Origin of the sequence: Fortiea contorta PCC 7126, assembly GCF_000332295.1 — a bacterium.
Lineage (GTDB): Bacteria > Cyanobacteriota > Cyanobacteriia > Cyanobacteriales > Nostocaceae > Fortiea > Fortiea contorta.
This window is the reverse complement of the sequence record NZ_KB235930.1, coordinates 5,166,891-5,188,395: the sequence shown is the minus strand read 5'-3', so window position 1 is coordinate 5,188,395 and position 21,505 is coordinate 5,166,891. Positions and strand designations below refer to the sequence as shown.

The 21,505-nt window shown below is 41.5% G+C and carries 21 protein-coding genes; 10 read left to right on the top strand and 11 right to left on the bottom strand.

Annotated features, from left to right (window positions below; genetic code table 11):
- The first annotated feature begins 83 nt into the window (after nucleotides 1-83).
- Entirely contained in the window at nucleotides 84-1,151 is a 1,068-nt protein-coding gene (locus tag MIC7126_RS0124285; RefSeq protein ID WP_017655726.1) for a photosynthetic reaction center family protein, read from the top strand.
- 273 nt (nucleotides 1,152-1,424) lie between these two features.
- On the opposite strand, the gene MIC7126_RS30820 is transcribed toward MIC7126_RS0124285, so the two are convergent.
- Both MIC7126_RS30820 and MIC7126_RS31445 read right to left on the bottom strand, forming a co-directional pair.
- Nucleotides 1,425-1,634, bottom strand: a complete 210-nt coding sequence (locus tag MIC7126_RS30820) for a hypothetical protein (protein ID WP_017655724.1) — start codon at nucleotides 1,632-1,634, stop codon at nucleotides 1,425-1,427.
- 91 nt (nucleotides 1,635-1,725) lie between these two features.
- A complete protein-coding gene (locus MIC7126_RS31445; protein ID WP_017655723.1) occupies nucleotides 1,726-1,881 on the bottom strand; it encodes a hypothetical protein in 156 nt (51 codons plus the stop codon).
- 372 nt (nucleotides 1,882-2,253) lie between these two features.
- Here MIC7126_RS31445 and MIC7126_RS0124265 point away from each other — a divergent pair, with 372 nt between their 5' ends.
- Both MIC7126_RS0124265 and MIC7126_RS0124260 read left to right on the top strand, forming a co-directional pair.
- Nucleotides 2,254-3,396, top strand: coding sequence for an IS4 family transposase (locus MIC7126_RS0124265; RefSeq protein WP_017652111.1), 1,143 nt, complete (start codon nucleotides 2,254-2,256; stop codon nucleotides 3,394-3,396).
- Between the two features lie 47 nt (nucleotides 3,397-3,443).
- Complete coding sequence (locus MIC7126_RS0124260; RefSeq protein ID WP_017655722.1) at nucleotides 3,444-3,902, top strand: BON domain-containing protein; 459 nt, start codon at nucleotides 3,444-3,446, stop codon at nucleotides 3,900-3,902.
- Nucleotides 3,903-4,001: 99 nt separating this feature from the next.
- On the opposite strand, the gene MIC7126_RS0124255 is transcribed toward MIC7126_RS0124260, so the two are convergent.
- Nucleotides 4,002-5,999, bottom strand: a complete 1,998-nt coding sequence (locus MIC7126_RS0124255; protein WP_017655721.1) for an NAD-binding protein — start codon at nucleotides 5,997-5,999, stop codon at nucleotides 4,002-4,004.
- 288 nt (nucleotides 6,000-6,287) lie between these two features.
- A complete protein-coding gene (locus MIC7126_RS0124250) occupies nucleotides 6,288-6,656 on the bottom strand; it encodes a Lin0512 family protein (protein WP_026100498.1) in 369 nt (122 codons plus the stop codon).
- Nucleotides 6,657-6,912: 256 nt separating this feature from the next.
- On the opposite strand from MIC7126_RS0124250, the gene MIC7126_RS32500 reads away from it, so the two are divergent.
- Together MIC7126_RS32500 and MIC7126_RS0124245 are read left to right on the top strand one after the other, a co-directional pair.
- A complete protein-coding gene (locus MIC7126_RS32500) occupies nucleotides 6,913-7,062 on the top strand; it encodes a hypothetical protein (protein WP_154655972.1) in 150 nt (49 codons plus the stop codon).
- A complete protein-coding gene (locus MIC7126_RS0124245; RefSeq protein WP_017655719.1) occupies nucleotides 7,046-7,798 on the top strand; it encodes a Uma2 family endonuclease in 753 nt (250 codons plus the stop codon). Before MIC7126_RS32500 ends, MIC7126_RS0124245 begins: the two co-directional genes overlap by 17 nt.
- 222 nt (nucleotides 7,799-8,020) lie before the next feature.
- On the opposite strand, the gene MIC7126_RS0124240 is transcribed toward MIC7126_RS0124245, so the two are convergent.
- The 4 genes from MIC7126_RS0124240 to MIC7126_RS29705 form a co-directional block, all read right to left on the bottom strand.
- Nucleotides 8,021-9,259 carry a DUF445 domain-containing protein gene (locus MIC7126_RS0124240; RefSeq protein WP_017655718.1) on the bottom strand — a complete coding sequence of 413 codons (1,239 nt, stop codon included), beginning with the start codon at nucleotides 9,257-9,259 and terminating at the stop codon, nucleotides 8,021-8,023.
- Nucleotides 9,260-9,393: 134 nt separating this feature from the next.
- Entirely contained in the window at nucleotides 9,394-10,086 is a 693-nt protein-coding gene (gene ubiE / locus MIC7126_RS0124235; RefSeq protein WP_017655717.1) for a bifunctional demethylmenaquinone methyltransferase/2-methoxy-6-polyprenyl-1,4-benzoquinol methylase UbiE, read from the bottom strand.
- A gap of 69 nt (nucleotides 10,087-10,155) precedes the next feature.
- Nucleotides 10,156-11,112, bottom strand: coding sequence for a response regulator (locus tag MIC7126_RS0124230; RefSeq protein ID WP_017655716.1), 957 nt, complete (start codon nucleotides 11,110-11,112; stop codon nucleotides 10,156-10,158).
- A 441-nt stretch (nucleotides 11,113-11,553) separates the two neighbouring features.
- Nucleotides 11,554-11,790, bottom strand: coding sequence for a hypothetical protein (locus tag MIC7126_RS29705; protein WP_081603064.1), 237 nt, complete (start codon nucleotides 11,788-11,790; stop codon nucleotides 11,554-11,556).
- 401 nt (nucleotides 11,791-12,191) lie between these two features.
- Between MIC7126_RS29705 and MIC7126_RS0124225 the strand changes: the two genes are divergently transcribed.
- Nucleotides 12,192-13,178, top strand: coding sequence for a hypothetical protein (locus MIC7126_RS0124225; protein ID WP_017655715.1), 987 nt, complete (start codon nucleotides 12,192-12,194; stop codon nucleotides 13,176-13,178).
- A gap of 40 nt (nucleotides 13,179-13,218) precedes the next feature.
- Here MIC7126_RS0124225 and MIC7126_RS0124220 read toward each other — a convergent pair whose 3' ends face one another.
- Nucleotides 13,219-13,569 carry a hypothetical protein gene (locus tag MIC7126_RS0124220; RefSeq protein WP_017655714.1) on the bottom strand — a complete coding sequence of 117 codons (351 nt, stop codon included), beginning with the start codon at nucleotides 13,567-13,569 and terminating at the stop codon, nucleotides 13,219-13,221.
- 730 nt (nucleotides 13,570-14,299) lie between these two features.
- On the opposite strand from MIC7126_RS0124220, the gene MIC7126_RS0124215 reads away from it, so the two are divergent.
- Entirely contained in the window at nucleotides 14,300-15,979 is a 1,680-nt protein-coding gene (locus tag MIC7126_RS0124215; protein ID WP_017655713.1) for a fasciclin domain-containing protein, read from the top strand.
- Between the two features lie 110 nt (nucleotides 15,980-16,089).
- Here MIC7126_RS0124215 and MIC7126_RS0124210 read toward each other — a convergent pair whose 3' ends face one another.
- On the bottom strand, nucleotides 16,090-16,752 hold the full coding sequence (locus tag MIC7126_RS0124210; protein ID WP_017655712.1) for a class I SAM-dependent methyltransferase: 663 nt from the start codon (nucleotides 16,750-16,752) through the stop codon (nucleotides 16,090-16,092).
- Between the two features lie 108 nt (nucleotides 16,753-16,860).
- Here MIC7126_RS0124210 and MIC7126_RS0124205 point away from each other — a divergent pair, with 108 nt between their 5' ends.
- From MIC7126_RS0124205 to MIC7126_RS0124195, 3 genes are all read left to right on the top strand, one after another.
- Nucleotides 16,861-17,250, top strand: coding sequence for a hypothetical protein (locus MIC7126_RS0124205; protein WP_017655711.1), 390 nt, complete (start codon nucleotides 16,861-16,863; stop codon nucleotides 17,248-17,250).
- A gap of 97 nt (nucleotides 17,251-17,347) precedes the next feature.
- Entirely contained in the window at nucleotides 17,348-18,121 is a 774-nt protein-coding gene (locus tag MIC7126_RS0124200) for a hypothetical protein (RefSeq protein WP_017655710.1), read from the top strand.
- A gap of 406 nt (nucleotides 18,122-18,527) precedes the next feature.
- Nucleotides 18,528-19,298 carry a tetratricopeptide repeat protein gene (locus MIC7126_RS0124195; RefSeq protein ID WP_017655709.1) on the top strand — a complete coding sequence of 257 codons (771 nt, stop codon included), beginning with the start codon at nucleotides 18,528-18,530 and terminating at the stop codon, nucleotides 19,296-19,298.
- Nucleotides 19,299-19,393: 95 nt separating this feature from the next.
- On the opposite strand, the gene dnaK is transcribed toward MIC7126_RS0124195, so the two are convergent.
- Nucleotides 19,394-21,301, bottom strand: coding sequence for a molecular chaperone DnaK (gene dnaK, locus MIC7126_RS0124190; RefSeq protein WP_017655708.1), 1,908 nt, complete (start codon nucleotides 21,299-21,301; stop codon nucleotides 19,394-19,396).
- Between the last annotated feature and the right edge of the window lie 204 nt (nucleotides 21,302-21,505).

Here is a 21,505-nt window from a genome sequence, read left to right as displayed (position 1 = left end):
TAGGATTTCATCAATCAGAGAAAGGATTTATCTCTTCTGCCTTCTACCTTTCTTGAAAAAATTAACAATCTTGATTTTGCATTATGAACGAAATCATTCAACAGACTCGTGAACTAGAGATACCCAAGCGCTGGGAGTACTTTTGTGACTGGATTACCAGCGTGGATAATCGAATTTATATCGGCTGGTTTGGGGTGCTGATGATTCCTACCCTCTTCGCAGCTGCTATTTGTTTCATCCTGGCCTTTACTGTCGCACCTGCTGTAGATATGGATGGGATTCGGGAACCAATTACAGGCTCAATCTTGGGTGGTAACAATATCATCACAGCTGCTGTGATACCTACCTCTGCTGCGGTTGGACTGCATTTCTATCCGCTTTGGTCAGCTGGAAATATCGATGAATGGCTCTACAACGGCGGCCCTTACCAGTTAATCGTGTTTCATTTTATTATCGGTGTTTGGTGCTATCTAGGGCGGATGTGGGAATTAAGTTATCGGCTAGGAATGCGTCCTTGGGTTCCTGTTGCTTTTTCTGCTCCTGCTGCGGCTGCAACTGTCATTTTTCTTATCTATCCCATCGGTCAAGGCAGTTTTTCTGAAGGAATGCCTTTAGGAATTACCGGCACTTTCCACTTTATGCTGACTTTCCAAGCTGACCATAATATCTTGATGCATCCTTTTCATATGTTGGGTGTTGCTGGTGTTTTTGGTGGTTCTTTGCTGAGTGCGTTGCATGGTTCTTTAGTCACATCGAGTTTGGTACGAGAGACAAGCGAAATAGAATCTGCTAATGCTGGATATAAATTTGGTCAGGAGGCAGAAACTTACAACTTATTTGCCAGTCATGCTGCTTTCTTCGGACGCTTAACCTTTCGTAGCTTGGCTGTGGGTAGTAAACGTACTATCCATCTTTGGTTGGTGCTGCTACCAACTATTGGAATTTGGTTTACAGCGCTAGGTGTAAGTACGATGGCGTTTAACTTGAATGGATTCAATTTTAATCAATCAGTTTTGGATGGAGTTGGTCATGTTATTCCTACGAGTGCAGATTTAATTAATCGCGCTAATTTGGGAATTCAGGCAATGCATTCACCGAATGCTCACAACTTTCCTTCGCTTCTTGCTGCTGTTGATGTTGAGCAAAGGTAAAGTTTCCAATTCTGCTGCTAATAGTTAAGTTTTACCTTTCCATCTCCCATCAACCTATTTTTTGGGCGAAGGTTTACCCCTTCCATTGTTCCGTTCCAACAATGTCCATGCCCTTTTCTCTGAACGTACTAGCTGGCTGATGCTAGGGTGTTGACTTTGGTGGAATTTGGGGTTTTTTGGTTCATGCTATTTTTGCAAGATTTTTTAACTCCTCAAAAGGCACAGAGTCAACAGCCTTGGCTGATGCTCCTTAATTTTGAAAGCTTGTAGCAGTTATTTGACTTTCACCCTTTGCTTCATCCACCAAAAGGTTCCCAAACCTGCAATCATGACACCGAGCGCCATAGCTCCAGTAAACCATTGATTCCCAGACTTGGTTGACTGACTTGATGGTAATTCTTGCTCAATTTTTTGAGAACTTGTAATCGGCTGGTTTGGGGTGCTGATGATTCCCACACTCTTGGCAGCGGCTATTTGTTTCATCCTGGCCTTTACTGTCGCACCTGCTGTAGATGGTCAATCACCCATTCATCGAGTTCAAGGTAATCGTGTTGATTCTCATGCCACCAAGCGGTTAAACAATCGACAATAAAATCAAAACCGTTTCTGCTTTGCGGGCTGAACTATCGAAGTAATCTTCGGTAACTTTTGCCATGAAGTCTCGTTTGCGATTGCCAGTCAGTTTCTGCGCTGCATCTTTAAAGGTAGATTTGATGGTGTCGGTGAGCATGAAAAGAGGGATTCCAATTCTAAAAATTTAGACCAGGCGCGGGCAGATCCCCCTTCCTAATCTTCTAGAAGAATGACTGGTATTTTATTTTTCTGCAAGTCCCTAATTAGTAATAAACCTGCGGTAAACGCTGTTAACACACTCAGTCTCCTCAGAATTAACCATCTTCCTCTGAGTGAGCCTGATGAAAGCACTAACACTTCACCAAGTTCACAAGGAATGTGAACTTAGTGAAGGTCTCGCATATCAATACTAGATATTTAACCTGGAGGGGAGACGAAACAGCCTAAAAAGCTTGGTGTATAAGATGGGTAGCGTTTTGTGATAGAAAAAGGTAGGTCTAGTTTTGTCAATAAGACCTACTTAATGATAATGTTAGCTATATTGTACCAAAAGCACTTAAAAAGTCAATTGAGTTTAGCAGAATATCTGTTGCTAAAAATTTTGATACATCTGTTGCAGTCAATCAAAGAAGTAACTTTAGAAAAATTAGCGAATGCGCTACCTTTGGGAATTAAATTTGAAAGCAGAAGAAAAAGAATACAAAGATTTTTATCATTACCAAATCTCACAATTGAAAAAGTTTGGTTGCCAATTATTCAAGAACTAATAGCAAACTACTTCCAGAATGAAAAAATTATTTATATAGCAATTGATAGGACTAATTGGAGTCGGATAAACTTATTAATGGTCAGCGTGATTTGGGATAAAAGAGCCATACCAATATATTTTAGTTTGCTGCCCAAATTAGGTAGTAGTAATCTCACGGAACAGCAGAAAATATTATCGCCAGTTATAGCAATATTGAAAGATTATAAAATCTGTGTGTTGGGGGATAGAGAATTTTGCTCGGTAAAACTAGCAAAGTACCTTCAGAGCAAGGATGTATATTTTTGTTTGCGATTGAAAAAGAATGAATTTGTAGAAATTAAACAAGATATGTTTATGGAGTTAAGCAGTTTAGGATTAACTCCTGGAGTATCTTTTTTTATCAAGGGAGTTAAGGTAACAAAGACTCAGGGTTTTATCAGTTTTAATGTGGCTGGTAAGTGGCAACGTAAAATTAACGGAGTAGCACCCAAAGAAGCATGGTTTATTTTAACAAATTTTGACACCCTAGAGTCAGCAATTGCTGCTTACAAAAAGCGATTTGATATTGAAGAAATGTTTAGAGATTTCAAAACAGGTGGCTATAACTTAGAAAACACTAATGTTCAAGGTGAACGTTTTATTTCTCTAGTTTTGTTGATAGCGATCGCTTACACCTCTGCAACAATTAATGGTCAACTTATTAAACGCAAAGGAATCCAAAAATATATAGCTCGGATTAAAGAAAGGAGTCGTTCTCAACGGAGACACAGTAGTTTTTATATCGGCTTATATGGTCAAACATGGGTACATTTCAAGGATAGCTGTATTGATTTAGTCACACAATTAATGAGAATTAATCGTAATAAGTGGAAGCATTATCAACAAGGTTTAAGAGCCATGAAGCTTATTGAATCTATATTGTAGCTTATTTCGTCTCCCCTTCAGATCAAGTACACAATTCGGAGATTAAAATGAAAAAGCTAATCCCTTTTTTAGTGAGTGGTGTTTTAGTAGTTGGTATCTTTGGTTGCCAAGAAGCGACAAAAACTGGCTCAGAAAAGAATGGCGCTACCAATGAAGCAGTGAAACCCGCAAAAGACGCAGCCCAAAACACTAACACTGCTAATAAAGGCACTGCTGCTCAAAATGCCGCTACAGCAGGAAAAACAACAGCCAAAGCTACTGTTGATACTACTAAACAAGTAGCTGCCAATGCCACTGGTAATACCAAAAGCTTAATTCTCAGCAAGCTAGAAGAAAAGATTCCTGGTAGCAAATTACAAGTAGAAGAAAAAGAGGGTGCTGTGACAATTAAAGGCACAGTTCCCACTGCAGCCGACATTAAGAAAATTGAACCGATAGTTAAGCCACTCAAAGGTGTCAAGAGTGTCAAAGTGGAAGCAAAAGCCGCATCAACCAAACCTCAATAGCACCATCACATAACTGTAGTCAGAAGTTCGTAGTTGAGGCTTTAGTGCTGACTACGAACTAATGAAAATTAATGAACTACTAGACCTGTTCCATGAACGTTAAATAACCCGGACTATATGCGCTACAACTTGAGATTTACTCAATTCGCTGACTAAACGATGGGCTTGGTGTTTGTAGAGTCGATGTTGTAGTGTTCCGGGGAGCTGGTTCATCAGGGTTCTAGCAATTTGCATGTCGCAGCCAGAAATCCGCGCAATTACCGCTGCGCCAGCGAAGGCCGCTTCGGCGGAAAAGGCTTTTTCTACCTGTACTAACCAATGGGGGGTGTGAATGCTTCCCCGTTCCACTCGCTGGAGTCCTTCTATGGTGGCGAGAACTATCAGGCGATCGCCTACAATCAATTCAATATCATCAGAAGGTATAAACTTAGGGTTTTGCTGTTTTGGTCTGCTGTGAAAAATTGGCACTACGCCATAACCATAAGCAATTTCACTGAGTAATTTGCCATTTAAGGTGTCGTCGGCTTCAATTTGATATTCTGTCACCAAGGTGGTTTGGTTGTTTAAGCGAAACACATTCAAAATATTTTCACCAAATGCAGCCGCAACAAATGCTTCTGCTGATAGTGCATAAGCTCCTAAAACCCGCGCATAAGGAAGCAACCGCGCTACGTTTTCGCTGAAACGAGGATCAAAGGTACGAATGACTAAATTAGCTGTGGGGTTGACGGCGTGCGCTCTCAAAGCTATTTCTAAGTTAGCTACTTCGTCATCAGTAACAATTATCACACTTTTGGCTGTAGTAATATTAACTCTACTTAAGGCATTTTTAATATTGCCAGTAATCAGAGGAATTCCCGATAAAACACCCCATTCTAAATCTGTGACGTGAACACCTACCAGCGGTTGCTTAAATTCCTGCAGCAACTGCGCCACTCGCTGTCCCACTCTCCCCAAACCAATTAATACCACGTGGTCAGTTTTCGGTACAGGGAGACGGCGCCGAGAGAATTGGAATCTCGCAGCGAGGATGCGTTCAGTCATAATCGCATAAAGAATCCCCACGAAAATTGTCCCAGCGATGGTGAGGCTGATACTGAATAAATGCAACCACCAGGGAACCTCGAAGGGCATTTTTAACTGTCCAAACAGGTTATCGTAACCCCCAAGGCTGAGAACCAGAGATACATTCAGGGCGTCTTGCCAAGAAATCTGCGGATATTGTAGTTTATAGAACAGAGTACCGCAGAGATAAAGACTGATCATCAACAACCCATAAACTATAGCGACGCGGCGGGTTTGGGAGCTGTCTTGCCAAAATTCAGTCAATTTTTGGCGGAGGTTTCGCCATTTAATTGTAGTGGCGATCGCCCGTTTTAATTGTCGCCGACTGCTGACAGATTGTGTTGCTGGCGCGGTTAACTTTTCGCTGGTTTCAATATACGCTAAACAGTCGCCTACAACGACTGGTGCTTCCGGCTCCCAATGATAAAATCCCTTTGGGAGAGGTTTTCCAGCTTTGGTGTGAGTAATGACTCGGCGCTGTATGCTATTAATCTGGGCAACTTGAGAGCAAGTGCGCCAACGAGAAGAAGCATCGATGGTGACTTGCAAAACTCTCAATAATCGGTCTTCTAGGGTGAAAAGTCCTTTGGTTTCGCTACTCAAAGCCGCCAGTGCAAAGCTTTTAGCGGGTAACTGGGTAGCTTCAAAAGCCACGAAATTTCCGAGATTTGCACTCAATATGTCATTTAAATTATCCTGGGCTGACCGAATTACTAACCGCACATCAGGATTAAGCGATCGCGCCGCAAATGCAGCTGCAATATTAATTCTCTCATCACTGGTGACAATTAAAATTGCTCGACACTGGCAGATGCCGGCTTGTTCTAATATCCGCATCTGGCGACAATCACCAATCACCAATTTATCTACTAAATCTGGTAAATCGGGAATTTCCCATGTTTGAATATCTGTCGCTTCAATTGCATTAACTTTCACCCCAAATTCTTTAAATACAGATACGCAATATTGTCCTAGATTTCCCAGTCCACAAACTAAGAATAAATTGTTATCTGTTGTTGCATTTTGTTCCATAATTAAGATGATAAAAATATGCTTTTATATTGCTATTTAGTAACAGTACGGAAACCAAGAAGCGCAAAAATTTTGCCTGTATATGGTGTTATACCAGTTCCAAGTTAGCTTCTAGCCCCTAACCTCAACGAAATGTACCATCATCAAACGAGAAACACTATATACATTTAAATACAGTCTCGTTCAATGCAATTATGAAAATGATTTTGCAGTATTTGCAAACATTTTTAGAGACGAAGCAAAAGCAACGTCTCCACATCAAGATTTATGCCATCAATGAGCCAAATCTTAAGATTCAGTTTCAATCAAAACCGTAACTGCTGCCACCGCAATCAACATTTCGTCATTTTGATCGTTCAATTCCGGAATTGCGCGCCCCTGAACAATCATTCCTCCAGATTCTACACTCAGGGTTTTGCGTCCAAATGGCAACACAGCTAATACTTCATCAGCTTGTACTTTTTCAGGGTAGGGTACTGCTACTTGAACTTCAACAATCATTTGATCGGGGTGACTCAATCCTGCTACTTCCCAAACTCCCGGTAAAGCATTGTGGGCGATCGCATTTCTCACAGCCCTAGCTGCAGCTACTGTCGGTTCTTGTCCATGCTGATCGATTCCCATCGCCATCTCAATTATCAAGCGTTTGCATACCATAATTTGCCCACAATTTTTTATTTTTTAGTTTAGTTCAAGTCTCTTTCCGGACAGACTTTGCACATAGAATCGTGTAACCCAGAAATAGTCTTCAACCATCATCTCCATCTAATACCATTTCACTTTAATAATGATACAAATACGTTGGTAGAGGCGAACCTCCGTACCCTGCTCTAACGCTAAAAGCGAACGCCCTTACGGAAAATCTATATGTATCAGGATTTTCGTGAATTGGTATAACCGCATAATAATAGAGATGGTGACGACAATCATGGTGTACAAGTTTGAACAATTAAGCCGAGCCGAGGTACAGTCAATGCAATGTTTTATTGAGCACGTCAATCTCTCATACACCGAAAGCGATAAAATAAAAGTAAAAGGCAGTGATTATGGCAACCCAGATTAGTGAGACTAAATCCTCAACTCAACTGGTAATCTCTTGGGAACCATTGCCCGATGATTTTTACCTAGAGGATGAACCAGTGGAAAATACAGGTCAGCCAATCTTGGCTGGTGCTTTGGGTGAAAGTCTAGAAATCAGTGGTTTCATCCAACCGCAGATGTTAATCGCCTCAAATTTTGGTCTTTGTGCAACACTCAATGGACAATTTATTGTTAAAGCACCAGATTGGGTTTATGTTCCCCGCGTCAATCAAGTTTTAGCTAACCGCAAAAGCTACACACCAAATTTAGAAGGAGATATTCCTACAGTGGTGATGGAATTTCTCTCGGACACCGAAGGTGGAGAATATTCAGTGAAGCGGACTTATCCGCCAGGAAAATGGTTTTTCTACGAGCAAGTTTTGCAGGTTCCTATTTACATAATTTTTGAACCAGATGGTGGGTTGGTGGAATTTTATCAACTGGAAAATGGACGCTATGAATTACAGCAACCAGACGAAAATGGTCGTCATTGGATTAATTTTATGGGATTATTTTTAGGAACTTGGCAAGGAACAAAAGAAGCTAGAACAGGTTATTGGTTGCGGTGGTGGGATGAAGCAGGTAATTTGTTACTGTGGGCTGTAGAACAAATTGAACAAGAACGCCAACGCGCCGAACAAGAACGCCAGCAAAAAGAAAGACTAATTGCTTATTTACAATCTCAAGGTATTGATCCGAATAATTTGCCCATAGATTAACAAGCAATCAGAGCTAGGAGACAAATAACAAACAACAAGATTGTTCCGGTTTTTTGGTGTAGCAAGTTCATGAGAATGCTAGCCAAGGTTTTTTCTTTGCTTTTTGTATTCTTTAGGAATTAGCCCAAATTTTTCTCGAAAGACAGCTACAAAATAACCCCGATTAGCGAAATCTAATTGTCATAAATAATATTAATTTGGCTCTCCTTATCTTGCTAACCCCTAACCCCTATTCAGTAATAAAAATCCTGTCTGGAATAACCCAACAATAAAACCCAAAACGCCACCTAAAGTCACAATTGCTTGTAATTCGCTTTTAACTATTCCCTCGATAGCAGCTTCTAAATCAGCGGGTGAAGTAGATTTTACACGGTCAACAATTACTTGATCTATCGACAAAATAGGAATTACTTGAGCGACAATTGCTTCTAAATCTTTTTCTAAATATCGCTCCAAAATTAGAGCCAATTCTTGACTGACAACTTCTAAAGAAGTACTAATCACAGGCGAAGCGCTCAAACGATTAAGCAATAATAGAGCTATATTTTCCCAATCAACAGATTCAGTTAATCCTTGTAGTAAATCGCTACCACTATTTTGTAAATAATGACGGACACTTTCTCTAGTAGTTTTTCTGAGTTGGCGAACTGTGCCAATTGGTAAGTTTTGTAGAGTTAAATTTTGGAGTAACTTTTTAATGCGATCGCGCATTTGCAAATCTTGAATTAATTCTTGCAAACGCCCATTTGTAGCCTCTTTTTCATCTAAACAATAAGTCCGCAATCTAGTGAGAGTATTGCGTAAACCAAACAGATTCGCCACAACCCAATAAGTACCACTGCTTTTTTCTCGAAAGCTTTCATCAATAATTTGAATTGTGCGATCGGTCAAAAAATCAACTATTGTTTGTCGCAATACATCAGGTGGGACAACTACTTGCACTAACCAATCAGCAAGTCGCGTCGATTGTTCTTCACTCAGTTGAAATTCTAGCAATACTTGGTCAAAAATTTGATTTATCTGCGGTTCTAAAAAATCTTCACGTCGTGCTAAAACCTTGAGGAGACGCGGCAAAGATTCTCCCAATAAATCGCGCAAAATTCCTGCTACAATTTTGGCACTTTTAGGATTTTTTTCCTCTGAGTTAACTTGTTCAATTGCTAATTGCAATAACCAAAGAATTGCTGATTGTACACGTTCTGTTTGTAACAAGCGACGTGCTAGTTTTTGCAACTCCTCTGGTGTCAATAGCGACCCCATAATTGTATTGGAAATCCTCTGCGCCAAACGTTCCTGGTTGCGGGGGATCAATCCAGGAGTGAATGGTAATCTTCGTCCAGCAATATAAATTGCTTGGTAGGGACGAAACAACATTTTGATGGCTATATCATTTGTGAAATAGCCAATAATTCCACCTAATATCGGGGGAGATACATACAGCCAGAGATGAGACCAATCCACGGAATTTTGGACTTACAATTGGTAACTGGTAATTGGTAAAGGGTTAGTAATCAGTGGTAGAGATGCGAAATTTCGCACCTGTGGAGTTAACAGTGAACAAACTGTTAACTGTTCCTGATTTCCCATTGCCAAATTCAACTTTTATTGATTACCAGCACTCCCATCATACCGTTAGCAATGGGATAGTGTGTGGCGTGTGCAAAACCAACTTGATATGCTAGCTCTACCTGCGCTTTTCCCACTGGAAAGCGGTCTAGGCTAGGGCTGATATAAGCATATTCTTCCTTAACGCCCAACTGTGTCGCCATAGGAACGACAACATGATCTAGATACCACTGCTGAAACGCTCGCAGTTGTGGACTGCTGGGGCGATGAAAATCTAAAATTGCAGCTTTTGCAGCTGGTTTGAGGACGCGGTGTAACTCTTGCAGACTGCGACGAATATCTGTAACATTTCTTAACCCATAGCCCATTGTGGCGGCGTTGAATTGGTTGTCTGCAAAAGGTAGATTTAGTACGTCGGCTTCTACCCAAGTGATAGCAGGCTGGGGGTATTGTGTTTGCGAGCGTGCTTTTGCGGTTGCTAGCAGGTTTGGGGAAAAGTCCACGCCATATACATGTCCAGTTTTTCCTACCCGTTTAGCTAGATTCAGGGCGATATCGCCACTCCCACAACACAAATCTAAACAGATATCACCTGATTGAGCACCGCTCCATTTGATGGTCATTTCCTTCCAGATGCGATGTTGTCCCAAACTTAACCAATCATTGAGTTGGTCATAAACAGGAGCAATGCGATCAAAGATGGCGCGAATTTCTTGAGTCATGAGTTGTTAGTCGTTTGTCATTAAGAATTTGTCACTCGCCAAGAAGAAATGCCTAATGACAAAAGAGGACTACACTGTAGTTACTTGGCGGCGACTGCTAGTGAGAGCGATCGCTACTAGTTGAGCTGATAAATGAATCAGCTTTAATTCATCTTCGCGCAAAGTGTATGGTTGTTTCCACTGTAGTGATAATACTCCCATAACTTCATGGTGATAAACAATGGGAATCACTAGATGTGCTTGCACCCCAGATTTTTGATAACAAGGGATACTAGATATCCTGGCGTCATTCAGTATATTTAAGGATGATTGAATTTTGCCGATGGCGATCGCCTCACTGGTCAACGGGTCTTGAGATAACCAGTTTTCCGTACTTTCATCGAGACTATAAAACCCTTGAGTTGCCGCCAAACTATCTTTTTCTACAAGCTGTAAAATACTAACATCTGTGCCAAAACTAACACTAAAAGCCGTAGCCATTGGTGTCAAAACTGATTCCCAGCAGGTTGTATTTTGTGCTATCTCTACTAAAACCGTCAAGAGCGCCATTTGAGCATTGGCATAGCGTAATTCTTCTGTGCGTTGCTTTAATAAGTCATAGGTTTGGGCTGCTCTTTGCACTACAGTCTTTAATTCTGCTGGATCCCAAGGCTTGGTAATATATTTGTAAACTTGCCCAGCATTAATTGCTTCTACCAAATCTTCTATATCAGTAAATCCAGTGAGGATAATCCTGACTGTATCCGGAAATTGAGGTAGAGTCTTACTGAGGAACTCAGTTCCTTTCATTTCCGGCATTCGCTGGTCAGAAATAATTACGGCTACTTCCCCTTCCTCGGCCAAAATTTGTAAGGCCTGCGAGCCGCTATCAGCTTTCAAGACATGAAAATCCCGGCGAAAGGTACGATACAACAGATCCAGATTATCTGGCTCATCATCTACTACCAGGATTTTCAGTTTTTTTGGTCTTTCTAGAGTCATTAATTGACGACGGATTGTATTAATTTCTGTGCTGGAATTATCCATGAGATAATGCCTTTAAATATTTATTATTTCGGTATATTCCATACCCAGCTTAGTTGATCGACTGCTGCAAGCCTTGCGTGAATTTGCGGATGTATCACGAGTCAAGTAAAACCAGTATGAAGGATGAAGTATGAAGGATGAAGTATGAAGTATGAAGGATGTAGACGCGGAGCGGCTTGCCGCAGGCTAGGATGAAGGATGAAGGATGTAGACGCGGAGCGGCTTGCCGCAGGCTAGGATGAAGGATGAAGGGTGAAGGGTGAAGGGTGAAGGATGTAGACCCGTAGGGCTTGCTGCTCTTCCTAGGATGAAGTATTAGTTATTGCTCCTGCATTTTTACACCCTCCTTTGACGCTAAAACCCCTGGGTGACAGGGGTTTTGTTCAAAAAAGTTTTTTGACCTTTGAAACGGAGTTGTGGTCAGACAACTTTAAGAAAATTTTAAACTACGGACTCGTCGTTTTGGTAGTCAACAACAACCTCGAAGGTAGAGTTAGGTATCTCCTGGCGTAGGTGTCGCAAATACCCGTCTGCATCAGAACGGCTGCGAAATCGAGCCACAATTACTCGTTCCGTATCGGGAACTAAGCGGGCTATCGCCCAAGCATTAAGACGTTTTTTGTAAGCGATGGCTTGAGTTGTCGAAGTGGAACTTTTGTAATCGGTGTTTTGTAGCATGGGTTAGGTTATCCATCGGGAGTTTAGTTAAGGGCTTTAGCAAGTCTCTTCTCGGGGATGCACTAACGCCTCATCAACCTTTATGCACCCTTAGTAATACATTATTTTTTATTTGTCAATACTTGGCGCTACATTACTTGGTATCAACACATTTGCATTCAGTGATGTAGCAATGCAACGTGTGTACACAGGTTTGGGACGACGCTAAACCAGCAACGCCTATTCTCAGTCCATACTGGTATATTTTGTTAAAAAATGACAGTTTATTTTTTTATTTGAAAAAAGCGGTAATTTAACTGCTAATTATTAATCATTCCTTGAGTTTAATCTACAGTTTTCCTTGACGAGTGCTAGCAAATCCGATAGAATTCCTGCGTAAATAAATTATTGATTTGATACCGATGAGAGCGACAGCATCAATTCTACAAAAAATGGCTAAACAAATGGGAGCGGTTGTCTTCTTAGAACCAGAATATGAATTGATTGGACATATTACTTTTAAAAATGGCAAAACTTCATTTTTTAGTAACGCTAGATTAGATATTAATGGTTTTGGTTCTTCACACTTAGTCAGTGATAAAGGTTATTGCAACTATTTTTTAAAACAATTTGGCTATCAAGTTACAGAGGGACAAACATTCTTTAATGATAAAGTATGTGCCAATATATTGCATCCCAGAAACATTCATGATGGCTGGGTTTATGCTCAAGAATTAGGAATGCCAGTGATTGTCAAACCATTAAGTTTGAGTCAAGGAGTTTTAGTAACTAAGATTCATGATGAATATGAATATTATCAAGTGGCCGAGAAAATTTTCCAAACACAATCAGGATTACTTGTAGAAAAATTTTATCGTGGTAATGATTTTAGAATTTTAGTTTTCGATGATGAAGCAGTTGCGACTTATCAAAGAATTCCTTTATCTGTGACTGGTGATGGTCAATCTACTATTACGCAATTATTAGAAAATAAACGTCAAAAATTGCTCAATTATGGTGAGAAAATCCTGATTAATTTAAACGATTTTCGCATTCATCAAAAATTGCACAGACAAAATCTTTCTTGGGAAACCATACTTCCCCAAGATACTGTGGTTTATCTTTTAGACAACGCTAATTTATCTAATGGTGGCGATTCCATAGACTTCACAGACAACATCCATCCTGATTTTCAAAAACTAGCAATTAATATCACTAAAAGCTTAGGCTTAAGATTAGCAGGAGTAGATATAATTACCACTGATATCACTAAACCCGTAGTCGATTATACAATAATTGAAGTCAACAGTGCTCCTGGTTTAGGTCACTACATGACCTTGGGAGAGATACAAGTCAAAAGAGTAGAAAACTTCTACCTCAAAGTTTTGCAAGCTTTGGAAGATAGCTAATTTTGCAACTACCGCTGATTACTCAAACAGAAGATTTTGTTTACCAATTTTTATTCATCAGGGAATCAAACTCAGCCTTTAAAGCTTTGATATCTGCAACTCGTGCCACTACTAAATTATCATTGCCTGCATCATTTAAACGGGTTTTCCAATAATTAATACTTTCTGAGTTGTTCAACCAAAACTGAATCACGGTATCTATAACTTGGTCTACATTCCAACCCCACTTTTGGGGAACTGTTTCTATAGATTTTAAGAAAGCATCCAGCGTACAAATATGAGTACCTAGGTATTCTACGCCTTGGGGCTGCAGTTCAGACAGGCTCTGGTGTTGGTGATTAAAAAATTGCCAAACTGGAGATACTCCTACAATGTCAAAAGTATATTTCATTCCAGTCCTCCCGTTGTTAATCAGTTACGTAGAAGCTTGAGAGTGCGCTCATCTCATGGGGATGAAATTGAGGCGATGGTTAGCACTTGCAGTGTATGAGTGCTAATTTTTGAGGAATTTTGGCATGTATTTTTTAGGTGTTTATGTATTGTACAATAAAACTGTTTAAGGAGGAAAGCAGTAATCAGCATCATCTCCATACTCTCGATTTATTTTCCAGGTCGAGGAGCTATTTTCTGAAGTTTTCAGATTGAATTAATTTTATATTTTCTTGATATATGAAACCTGTTTTTGTTGTAGAGATGTTGCAATATAACGTCTCTACATTTGTACTTGCATACATTGAATAGACGTTTTGCATAAATATTCTTGTGTTTCGCGCTCCAAACACCCAAAAGAGAACGCAGGATAAGATTAGAAATTTGCAGTTGAGGTCAACTATCTAAAGAGGGAAAAATCTACTTGCAGATATAGCCATTAGCTAGTTGTGGAATTTGGGTAATTGGTTAAAAAATAATACTTGTATGGGAATTACATATTCTCTTGTCTTAAAACTAGTCTCGTGGTGCGCTATTTGAACATATTTAGCTTTTCTGCAAACAGGGAAATGACAAATTAAGACTAAATCTTCATTCAGAGGCTAAATAAATACGCAATTAGTCGGATATTTATGCCTAGTTAATTTGGTATACATTAACTTGCCAAAATTTTAGTTCAGGAGGATATTTGGATGGTTAGGTTCTTTGGTTATTCATCAGTCAGAAGTCTTTTGTTAGTACTAGGATTTGTCACCGCTACGGTTACTCCTGTATTCGTTTCTGATGCAGCTGTAGCTCAAAATGCAAATCCTAATAACACTCAAGCTCAAACTTCTGGAGCCAATTTGTCTGATGTGGGTTCAGATTATTGGGCGCGTCCATTCATTCAAGCTTTGGCTGAAAGAAATGTAGTTAGTGGCTTTCCCGACGGAACTTTTCGGCCTAATCAACCTGTAACTCGCGCTGAATTTGCAGTATTAATTCAAAAAGCTTTTAACCAAAGCCCAGTTCGACAATTAAGCGCAGGTGGTTTTAGGGATGTTCCTGCTAATTATTGGGCTGCTGCTGCAATTCAGAGAGCTTATGAAACCGGGTTTTTATCTGGTTATCCTGGGAACGAATTTCGACCAAACCAACAAATTCCCAAAGTAGAAGCGATTGTGGCTTTAACAAATGGCTTGCGCTTAACTACTAGCGATGCTGGGGCGAATGTTCTCTCTACTTACTACACAGACGCAGCGACAATTCCTAGCTATGCAGTTAATAATGTCGCAGCTGCAACACAATCTAATATTGTGGTCAATTATCCCAATGTCCAACAACTCAACCCGCTGACACCCTTGACTCGTGCGGAAGCAACCGCAATTTTATATCAAGCTTTAGTCAAACAAGGACAACTGCAGCCTTTAGCTAGTAATGTTGCAGCGACAAATTATATTATAGGCAGAACTGGTGGTAACACTGCAACTGGTACTGATATTGTTTCTTTAGCTGCATCCAGCAATTCTTTTAGTACTTTAACTTCGCTGTTAAGGTCTGCAGGTTTAGCAGATACGTTACAACAAGGCGGCCCCTATACAGTTTTTGCACCTACGAATGAAGCTTTTGCGGCTTTACCTCCTGGAACTCTCCAGCAGTTACAGTTACCAGAAAACAGAGAAACATTAGTCAAAATTTTGAGATATCATGTCCTTCCTGGACAAGTAACTGCTAGTCAACTCACCAGTGGACAAGTGAGAACTATTGAAGATACACCTGTAAATATTCGGGTTGATCAAGCTGGAAATCAAATAGCAGTTAATGATGCTAGGGTGATTCAAGCGAATGTGCAAGCTAGTAATGGTGTCATCCACGCTATTAACCAAGTGCTGATACCCCCCAATCTCACTAGTCAACAACCGCAACCATCACCAGGAAACAATACGGGGACTACTACTGGTGAAGTTTCGCCAGGTAGAACTACTCTTGGTGGCCCTAGCTATATCGGGGTGGCTGGGAATATTGGTTTAACTGGTACTAATGCTTTGAGTGTGGGTAATTTCTCTGTCATTAGTAAAATCGGACTGACACGTAACATATCAGTGCGTCCTTCGGCGGTTTTTGGAGATAATACGTTGATTCTTGTTCCCGCAACTTTGGATTTTTCCCCACAGACATCTGCTGAAGCTGGTGGAAGAAGATTTCCTATTGCGCCTTTCGTTGGTGCTGGTGTTGCTATTAACACTTCATCAAATACGGAAACTGCTTTTATGGTAACTGGTGGTGTAGATGTTCCTTTGGGTTCTCGATTTACAGCTACAGGTTCTGTGAATGCAGCGTTTTTTGATGATACTAGCGTGGGTTTGATTTTAGGGGTTGGTTATAACTTCTAAAAAATTTCTCATTAGACATCTCCGTAAATCAAAGAAGGGCGAACAACCGTAAATTAAAGAAGGGTTTTGGCGAACGCATATTTAATTTTTGGAGATGTCTAATGTGTAAATTAGCGTTTGAGAGCGATCGTTAGTCCATCGGCGATGGGTACAAGGGAAAGTGTAACCCGTTTGTCTTGATGTAAGTTGGTGTTGAATGCACGGATAGCTTGAGTACTATCGTCTTGAATTTGGGAATCGGCGACTTGTCCAGACCAGAGGACATTATCTATCGCAATTAATCCACCTGGACGGACTAGCTTGAGTGCTTGTTCGTAATATTGATAATAATTTTCTTTATCGGCGTCGATGAAGGCAAAATCAAAGGTTTCGGTTTGTCCACTTGCTAGGAGCTGGTCTAGGGTTTCTAAAGCCGGAGCTAATCGCAGGTCGATTTTATCGCTTACCCCTGCTAAGTGCCAATACCGCCTAGCGATCGCTGTGAATTCTTCGCTGATATCACAGGCAATTATTTTACCATCGGCAGGTAGAGCTAGGGCGACGACAGTTGCACTATAACCAGTAAATACGCCGATTTCTAGGGTTTTTTTGGCGCCGATGAGTTGGATGAGGAGCGCTAAAAATTGACCCTGTTCTGGTGAAATCTGCATCACACCTCTGGGGTGGTTGGCTGTTTCTTGACGTAACTGCTGGAGAATTTCTGGTTCTCGTAGTGAAACCGAGAGCAGATAGTCGTAGAGTTGCTGGTCGAGGCCGATGGTCTTTTTTGGCATGGTTGTTGAGGGTAGTCGGAATATGGTAGATTAGGCTTTTTTAGTCCTCTACCGCTATACTATCGCTTAAAAGTGGCATGTAATAAGGACATGATGCGGCTAGTATTGATGGCGATTTTATTGGTGCTATTGACAGCTTGTGGCACTATTGGACTACTCCCGACTAGCCAGTTAGTGCAAAAAGCGATCGCACTTCAGCTAGAACAAACCCAAAAGCAACTTAACCAAAAGCTGGATTTAGATTTCCAAGGTTGGGAAATCAAACACCTATCTATTACTCAAGAGCAACCTCTGAGTGTGGAAAATTTACCAGCTTTCCGCGTCCGGGGTACCTATGACTTAATTATTAAGTTACCAGAGCGACAGTTGACGCAACTGCAACAACAATTTGAGATTTATCTGCAAATTCAGCGCGAGGGTAAATCTTGGCGGTTGCTGCTTCCAGACAAGAATAGCAAGACGACTCCAGCAGTTTGGCGTAGCTATTTAATCTTATAGTTGCTGTGTGCAAAATCACAAACCATCACAATGACTTCCGTATAACTGCTCAGTAGAATCATCATGAAGGCAGTGATTTTACTGGAAACAAAATAAAATGTATTTCAACTTTTTTATTAGTTCTATTGTGGGAATTGTCGCTTTATTGCTGGCGGCTTTCGGTGTGCTGCAGTGGTTTCAAATTCCTGCGGGTAATTTTTTAGATTGGGTAATTGGCGGTGCTAGTTTTTGGTGGTTGTTGGTGATTGTAACTGTACCTTGGAATGTACATTTTCAGGCGAAAGAAGTCTTAGCTGAGGGTGCACAATCGATTGAAAAACGCATTCCGGTAGATGAGAGACAGCTAGATTATGTCAAGGTTTTAGCCAAGCGATCGCTCTGGTTAGCGCTGGCTTTACACTTATTTTCCGCCATCGGTCTTTATGTCTTAGCTGCTACTGGTATTAGTGCTGTAGGGTACATCAGTTCTGGCGCGGCTTTATTGTTAACTATTTTACGCCCAGCTATCCGCGCCTACGAGTATTTATATACACGCTTGACAATGATTCGCCAAGAATGGCAGTATCCTCGGGAAGATATTGTCGAGCTTCGCAATCGCTTCTCTGAGTTGGAACTTAAAGTTCAGCAGATGACAGAACAACTCGATCCAGAACGAGACTACTCCGTCCCCGCCAATTTGCAACGGTTTAGTGACGAAACTCGCCGCGATTTTGCTCGCATGGCTGCAAATTTAGAAGAATTGCGCGCTACCAATCAAACCGAACATGAACGCTTGGGAAGAGAAGCCAGAAATGCGATCGCTCAACTTTCCACCGATGGACAATTTCTCGATCATGTCCGGGAAATTATTCGGTTTTTTAAGACAGCTTAGCTGGAACAGCAATTCATCTCACATCTCACCCTGAAAGGGGAGTGTGAGATGAATTGCGCGTGAGTGACGAGTTGACCAACGAGCGAAATTAAGCGTAGCTTAATCAGTGTTGTTGGTCGATGAGGAACGAACAAATATTTGATATAATTTCACTAGTAGGTGTAACTCAATTAAATGCTGAAAAGCAGCCTACTAAAAAAGTAAAAATTACATCAAAAAAGTCCCTAGGGCATAGGGCTTTAAAGCTCAGTTAATGTCTTCATAGAAGAGTCATTGAGAAGCCCACACTCACCCTGAAAGGGGAGTGTGTGGAGCATGTCACAGGCTTTTTGTCAAGAAAAATCAGGGTTGCTAAATCAAGGGTTTTACCCAAAAATACTTGATACCAAAGTGAAATGGTATCAGCATGAAATCTCAAAAGACATCCTGGTTACTAACCTGGCAATTTATTTGTATAATTCCTTTGTGCTTTGTGCATACGGCTGTTTTCGCTTTTCCAACCTTTTCGGCATTAACTCAGGTTAACTCGAAAGCTGCAGCAGATGAACTTTTGCAAAAAGGTAATCAACTGTATCAAGCTAAACAACCAGAAGCGGCGATTATTTTCTGGAAGCAAGCGAGGGAGATGTATAAGCAATTACAGGAATCCCAAGGGGAAAGTCAAGCAGGTTTGAATTTGGGAACTGCTTATTTGTTTTTACACAAATATCGTGATGCAATTATTACTTTAAAAGCGGTTTTACCCATCACTCAATCTGGAAAAAATCGCCGGGGTGAAGCCCAAGCATTAGGAAATTTGGGGATTGCTTACAATGCTGTGGGTAACTATAGCAAAGCTATTATTTTGCACAAGCAAGCTGGAAAAATTTTGTTGGCGATGGGCGATCGCTCGGCTTTAGGAAAAGTTATTCTTAACTTGGGTAAAACTTTTGCTGTTTTGGGAGACTATGACAACGCGATCGCTGCGTTTCAGCAGAGTTTGCTAATTACCCAGGAAATGAAAGACCGCGAAGCAGAGGGTATAGCTCAAGGAAATCTGGGGAATGTTTACGCAACTTTGGAAAAATATGAACAAGCAATTATCGCCCACAAGCGAAGTCTAAAAATTGCCCAAGAATGGTGCGTTATGACAACGCTTAACGCACCCTACCAAATTAAAATTTTTAATTCACATTAAGCGTAATTCGCAATTCGCAATTTCAAAGTTAATCAGGAATTACGAATTACGAATTACGAATTAATTAGCAGACTCAGATAATTCACAGCAACAAACTATTTGCTTTCTGTGAAATCTGCGTCAATTACATCATCACCGCTGCTACCGGAGGAAGGAGGTGTTTGACCACCGTCGCCAGGAGCCGCACCGGGAGCCGCGCCGCCTGCTTGTTGATAGATGTTGCTACCAACGGCGAACAGAGCTTGTTGCAGTTCTGGGGTGAGCTTTTTGATTTGCTCATCATCTTCTTTTGTCACGGCGTCACGCAGTTCTTTCACCAAACCTTCAACTTTGGTTTTGTCGGCTTCGGGGACTTTATCGCCCAATTCTTGCAGTTGCTTCTCAGCTTGGTAAGCTAAGGAGTCGGCTTGGTTCTTGCGTTCAATTTTTTCCCGCCGTTCTTTGTCGGCGTTGGCGTTTTGTTCGGCTTCTCTGACCATGCGGTCAACGTCAGATTTATCCAAGGTGGAAGCGCCGGTGATGCTGATGGACTGTTCTTTACCAGTACCTTTATCTTTGGCGGTGACGTTGAGGATACCGTTAGCGTCGATGTCGAAGGTAACTTCAATTTGGGGGACACCGCGTGGTGCTGGGGGAATTCCATCAAGGCGGAAGGTTCCCAAGCTCTTGTTGTCGTTGGAGAATTCCCGCTCTCCTTGGAGGACGTGAATTTCCACGTTGGTTTGTCCGTCTACAGCGGTAGAAAAGACTTCGGATTTTTTGGTGGGGATGGTGGTGTTGCGAGGGATAATTTTGGTCATGACGCCGCCGAGGGTTTCGACACCCAAGGACAGAGGTGACACGTCTAACAACAAGATACCTGTGACATCACCAGCTAGTACACCTGCTTGAATAGCGGCACCAACTGCAACCACTTCATCAGGGTTAACGCTTTGGTTAGGATCTTTACCGAGTAACTGCTTAACTAGCTGTTGAACTGCGGGAATCCGGGTGGAACCACCGACTAATACTACTTCATCGATATCGCCTTTGCTGAGTTTGGCATCACGGAGAGCGTTTTCTACAGGGACGCGAGAACGGTCGATGAGGTCAGAACAAAGTTCTTCAAATGTAGCGCGGGTCAGGGTTGTATCCAGGTGCTTCGGCCCGTCTTGGGTCGCTGTGATGAATGGGAGGTTGATTTCTGCTTGGGTGACGCTGGATAGTTCAATTTTGGCTTTTTCTGCGGCTTCGGTGAGACGCTGTAAAGCTTGTTTGTCTTTGCGGAGGTCGATTCCTTCGTCTTTTTTGAACTTTTCAGCGAGGAAGTCCACAATTTTTTTATCGAAGTCGTCACCGCCGAGGTGGGTATCACCGGAGGTAGCTAGTACTTCAAATACGCCATCGCCTACTTCCAGGATGGAGACGTCGAAGGTTCCACCACCCAAGTCAAACACGAGAATGGTTTCGTTGCTCTTTTTGTCGAAGCCATAAGCCAGGGAAGCAGCGGTAGGTTCGTTGATAATCCGCAGGACTTCAATTCCAGCAATTTTTCCAGCGTCTTTAGTTGCTTGGCGTTGGGAGTCGTTGAAGTAAGCGGGGACGGTGATTACAGCTTGGGTGACGGTTTCGCCGAGGTATTTGCTGGCGTCTTCGACAAGTTTGCGGAGGACTTGAGCAGAAATTTCTTCGGGAGCGAAGGGTTTACCACCGTTGCTGGATTCTAGCTTGACGCTACCGTTGCTGCTGACTACTTTGTAAGAAACTTCAGTGGCTTCTTTTGTCACTTCGTCGTAGCGACGACCGATGAAGCGTTTGACTGAATAGAAAGTATTTTCGGGGTTCATCACCGCTTGGCGTTTGGCGATTTGACCGACTAAGCGATCGCCATTTTTGGCAAATGCTACCACCGATGGGGTTGTCCGAAAGCCTTCTGCGTTAGCAATAACCGTGGGTTTACCACCTTCCATGACTGCTACGCAAGAATTTGTTGTTCCTAAGTCAATTCCAACTACTTTTGCCATTTTCAGCGCTGGCTCCGTATAACTACAAATGAATGAATGAGAGTATAAGGGACTAAATTTTGAACCAACTGGGGAAATTATCAGCTAGTTCAGCATGAATACCTGTGATCTGGTTTTCCTGGAGTTAAAACCCCAGTCTATGCTGATATATATACTGAAGCTCAGTTGTAGCCTGTCCATGAAGGAGGGTTTCCCGAACCTTGC